At 73.5% G+C, this 4652-nt stretch carries 5 protein-coding genes; 3 read left to right on the plus strand and 2 right to left on the minus strand.

Annotation, left to right across the window (positions count from 1 at the left end; translation table 11 throughout):
• Positions 1-82: 82 nt before the first annotated feature.
• The 3 genes from AC1Q49_RS16015 (at position 83) to AC1Q49_RS16025 (ending at position 1900) form a co-directional block, all read left to right on the plus strand.
• The gene (locus AC1Q49_RS16015; RefSeq protein WP_005049577.1) at positions 83-361 is read left to right on the plus strand and encodes a YHS domain-containing protein; all 279 of its coding nucleotides are present in this window, start codon (positions 83-85) and stop codon (positions 359-361) included.
• 30 nt (positions 362-391) lie between these two features.
• Positions 392-1009, plus strand: coding sequence for a hypothetical protein (locus tag AC1Q49_RS16020; RefSeq protein WP_135948657.1), 618 nt, complete (start codon positions 392-394; stop codon positions 1007-1009).
• A gap of 78 nt (positions 1010-1087) precedes the next feature.
• Positions 1088-1900 carry an alpha/beta fold hydrolase gene (locus AC1Q49_RS16025; RefSeq protein ID WP_223849008.1) on the plus strand — a complete coding sequence of 271 codons (813 nt, stop codon included), beginning with the start codon at positions 1088-1090 and terminating at the stop codon, positions 1898-1900.
• A gap of 28 nt (positions 1901-1928) precedes the next feature.
• On the opposite strand, the gene lnt is transcribed toward AC1Q49_RS16025, so the two are convergent.
• On the minus strand, positions 1929-3536 hold the full coding sequence (gene lnt, locus AC1Q49_RS16030; protein ID WP_179516354.1) for an apolipoprotein N-acyltransferase: 1608 nt from the start codon (positions 3534-3536) through the stop codon (positions 1929-1931).
• Positions 3533-4652 (minus strand): flavin-containing monooxygenase (locus AC1Q49_RS16035; protein ID WP_492493388.1); only part of this gene is annotated, 1120 nt, incomplete at its 5' end. The genes lnt and AC1Q49_RS16035, both read right to left, overlap by 4 nt.

Consider the following 4652-nt stretch of genomic DNA (forward strand, 5'->3'; position numbering starts at 1 on the left):
ACCCCGACCCGTGCCGGCGCCCCCGCCACCCGAGAGCCCGCGCCCGTCCAGGCCTAACCATCGCTCGAGAAGGAGACACACCATGTCCCACGACCACGACCACTCCGGGCACGACCACACGCACGGGCACGACCATGGAGGACACGAGCATGGTGCGCACGAGCATCACCATCACGAGCCGCCGGCGGGGGCGACGAACCTGGTGACCTGTCCGGTGATGCCCGGCAACCAGGTCGACCCGGCCTGGGCCGAGCAGCGCGGCCTGTTCCGCGACTACCAGGGCAGCCGGTACTGGTTCTGCTGCGCCGAGTGCGGGCCGCTGTTCGACGCCGACCCGGCCCGCTACGCGCACGCCGCCTGACCGGCCAGATAACCCGGTCGGAGATAGAGGGTGGACACGGCGGTCGGGCTGGTGCAGGCGTACCTGCGGGTCAACGGCTACTTCACCGTCGCCGAATACCCCGTGCTGGACGCCACCGGTCCCGGCGGTCCCCGCACCATCACCGACCTGGACATCCTCGCCGTACGGCTGCACCGCGCACCGGGAGCGTCCGGGACCGTCGACGCACCGCTGGACCCGGCCCTGGGTGCCGGGGGCGGAGCGGACATGATCGTCGGCGAGGTCAAGGAAGGCCGCCCGCACCCCAACCCGGCGATGCGGGACCCGGCCGTGCTGGAAGCCGCGTTCACCCGGTTCGGGTGCTGCGCCCCGACCGATGCCGCCCGGCTGGTCGCCGAACTGCTGGAAACGGGACGGACGGTGGCGCCGGAAGGGCGCACGATCCGCACGGTCGTGTTCGGCAACCCCACCTCCCCGCCCGGGGCGGGGGCGCCGTGGCACACCGTCCCGTTCGCCCGGGTGCTGCGCTACCTCGAAGACCACCTGAGCGCGCACTGGGGCATCCTCGGCCGCACCCAGATCAAGGACGACACCCTCGCCCTGCTGGCCCTGCGGGAGAAGGCCCACCGCGCCGCGACCGGCGCCTCCCGCCAGGGCACGGACCGGTAGGGCGGGTCATGGCGGGGGAGCGTGTGCACACGCAGGGGGAGCCGGTGTGGGTGCGCACCCGTGGCGGGCGCGCCCCTTATGCGATGGTGCTGCCGGGCCCCGCCGGGGCCCCGGGTGCCGACGGTGGTGTTCGAGGCGGGATCGGCGGCGACCCGCTCCACCTGGGCGTCGGTGCAGACCCGGGTCGCCGCGTTCACGCGGGCCGTGGTGTATGACCGGGCGGGGCTGGGTCGGTCCGTCCCGGATAGTGCAGGGCGCACCCTGGACCGGATGGCCGACGACCTGAACGATCTGCTGGACGGCCTCGAGCCGAGCAGCGGGTTCGTGCAGGTGGGGCATTCCGCGGGCGGCCCGATGGTGCGGCTGGCCGCGTCCCGCCGCCCGGACCGGGTGGCCGGGCTGGTGCTGGTGGATCCGACCGATGAGGCAGCGGACCTCCTGTTCGGTATGCGGTTCCGGGTCGGGGAGAAGATCGTGATCGCCGTGGAGTGGGTGCTGGCCCGGGTGGGGATGCTGGAGCGGTTCTTCCGGTTCCTCGGGGAGGGGATGCCCGAGGATGTGCGGGCCGATCTTCACCGGGAGGCGTTCCGGCCCGCGGTGGTGGTCACCCAGGGTCGGCAAGCGCGCACCTTCCTCACCGAGCTGCACGCCTGGCAGGGCGACCCGCCGGCGCTGCCCGATGTCCCGGTCACCGTCATCTCCGGCAGTCTCGCGGACGGGATGCCGCGACGGGTCCGGGATGCCGCGACCGCCGCCGGGCGGTATCGGGCCGCACAGTCCCGGCAGGGCCGGCACGTGGTCGCTGCCCGCTCCGGCCACTACATCCCCGCCACAGAACCAGATCTGATCGCTGCGGAGATCCGCCGCCTCGTCCTCCCACCCGCAGGATAACCCCGGGTTGTCTGGCGGGCATGCCTAGTCAGGCCACAGCAGGGGTGCGCCGCCGCCAGGCGATCGCGCCGGTGAGGGCGAGACCACCCAGCCCACCCCACAAGGTGACAGCGGAGACGCCTTGCCCGATGAGGACGGCGGGGGTGATGCCGGTGCGCAGGTCGGTGTCGGCGATCAGCGCCCCGGCCTGTCCGGCGGGCAGACCGGTGAGGGTGCTGCCGTCGGGGCGGATGATCTGGCTGGTGCCGACGGTGGAGACGTTCACCACGGTACGGCCGGTCTCTACCGCGCGGATCCGGGCGACCGCGAGCTGCTGCAGGTTCTCGTCCGTGCCGCGGAAGTCGGCGTTGTTGGTCTGGAACACCAGCAGCTCCGCACCGGCGGTGATGCTCTCGGCGATGACCTCGTCGTAGATCACGTCGAAGCAGATCGCCAACCCCACCGGCACACCGCCGACGGTGACCAGCGGCACGTCCGTGCCGTGCGCGTAGTCGCGTTGCAGCAGCCCGACCAGGTCGGGGGCGAGCAGGGTGTAGAACGCCCGGTCGGGCACGTACTCGCCGAACGGCACCGGGTGGCGTTTCGCGTGCGTCTGCACCTGCTCCCGCTGCGGCGTGGCACCGGTGGTGGCCGGGTCCCACAGGAACGACGTGTTGTAGATGTTGCCGCCCGCCGTGGTGGCCGCGTTCGCCAGCAGCGGGGCACCTGCCCGGGTGCTGATGCCGGTGAGATACTCGGCCAGCCACGGGGTCTGGAACGGGTCAGCATCCAGCCCTTCCGGCCACACCACCAGATCCACACCCGCGTCGAGCACCGGGCCGGTCGCGTCCCCCTGCGCCCGGGCGATCGCCCCCACGGTGCGCTGGTCGAAGTACCCGGACGGGCCGTTGCCTTGCACCGCCCCGACCCGCATCGTCCCGGCCGGTGTGGTGGGAAACGCCGGGACCAGGACCAGCATCAGGGTGGTGACGGCGGGTACGGCGGCGGGGAACGGGCGACGCCACCGGCCGGTCCGGATGGCTTCGATCGCGGCGGCGACGGTGAAGACCATCAGGAAGGTGAGCCCGCTCACCCCGACCCAGGACACCGTCTGAACGAGGGGGCTGTCGGCTTGGGTGATCCCGAGCCGCGCCCACGGCAGCCCCCCGTACGGCCAGGCGCCCAGCAGCACCTCCCGGCCCGTCCACAACGCGGCCACCAGGCCCGGCAGCAGGAGCAGGCGTCCGACCGGGCCGGGGGCGGCGCGCGGCACCCACCGGTAGGCGAGTGCCAGCGGGATGATCCCGACCGCGGTCAGGGTCCCTTCCACCACGGTCAGTGCCGCCCACGGCACCGGCCCGAGATACCGGGTCGTCCAGGACACCAGCAGCCCGAAGAACAGCAACCCGAACACCGCCCCGACCGCCACCGCCCCCCACACGCTCCGGCCGATCAGGGCGAGAAGCAGCAGCCCGGTCGCGGCGAACGCGGCCGGCCAGAATCCCACCTCCGGGTAGGCGAGATCCATCAGCACCGCCGCGGCTGCCGCGACCGGCAACGCCATCGCCAATGGCATCACCGCCCGGGCGCGGCGGTTCGGCGGGGTGGGTTGGGGGCGTCCGTGCGGGTCCTGGAGGGTCGTCGGGGTGGCGGTCATGGCCGGTCCGCGATGGTGCGGGCGATTACGGCGGCGTCCCGGGACACCCCGGCGAGGGTGTCCGCTCCGGGGCGGCTGTGGGCGGGGATCCCGGCGACGAACAAGCCCGGCAGCCCGGTCATCGCCGGGCGGGACCGGGCTGCGGTCGCCTCGGCGGGGAGCCAGTCCTCGCCGGGGTCGTACCCGGTGGCGAGGATTACCGAGTCCGGGGCGAGGGTGCTGCCATCGGCGAACGTGACCTGCCCGCCGTCCGCGCCGGTCACCGCCGGGGCGACCGCCACACCCGCGTGACGCAGCGCATGGTAGCTGTCGCCGAACACCGGCTGCACGGCGGGTGGGCGACCCAGCCAGGACGAGCCTGCCCGGGCGTGGACGGGGAAGGTACGGGCGGGTCGGTGCGGGCGCCGGGTGCGGACCGCGAGGGTGACCTCGTGGGAGGTGGATAGCTCTCGCGCCAGCTGCACGCCGCTGTTTCCGCCGCCGACGATCAGCACCCGCCCGGTGGGCACCTGCCGGGGGAATTGGTAGTGGGCGCTGTGCACCACCACCCCGGGCACCCGCAGCTGCTGCGCCCACGCAGGGATGCGGGGGTGGGTGGCGGCGCCGGTCGCGCACACCACGTTGCGGGTCTGCACGTCGCCCTCTGCGGTCTGCAGCTGCAGCACCGACCCGTGACCGACGCGTTCCACCCCGACCACACGCAACCCCCAGAACGGGTCCACCCCCAGGGTGTGCTGCACCTGGTCCAGGTAGTTCGCGATCTCATCCGCCCGCGGGTGCTCGTGCGGGTCCACCGGTAGAGGCCGGACTGGCAGCGTGCTGTGGCGGGCGTCGGATAGCAGCCGCATCGAATGCCACCGGGACGCCCAACTGCGTTGCCGGTCCGTGGCGGCGTCGACGACCACGAACTCCTGCTGCGGCCGGAACCCCAACCCGATCAGCGCGGCGGCCACCGCGAGCCCGGCCTGCCCGGCCCCGACGATGATCGCCCGCCGATGCGTCAACCCCGACCGCATCACCACCCCCTCCCCGCAGAAGAGGGCCGGGGCGGGAATGGACGGAGGATGATCGCGCCGGCGCCGCGGCGGGACGGGGCCGGACGGGGCCGAGCGGGGC

The organism is Microbacterium sp. MPR-TSA4 (assembly GCF_058792815.1).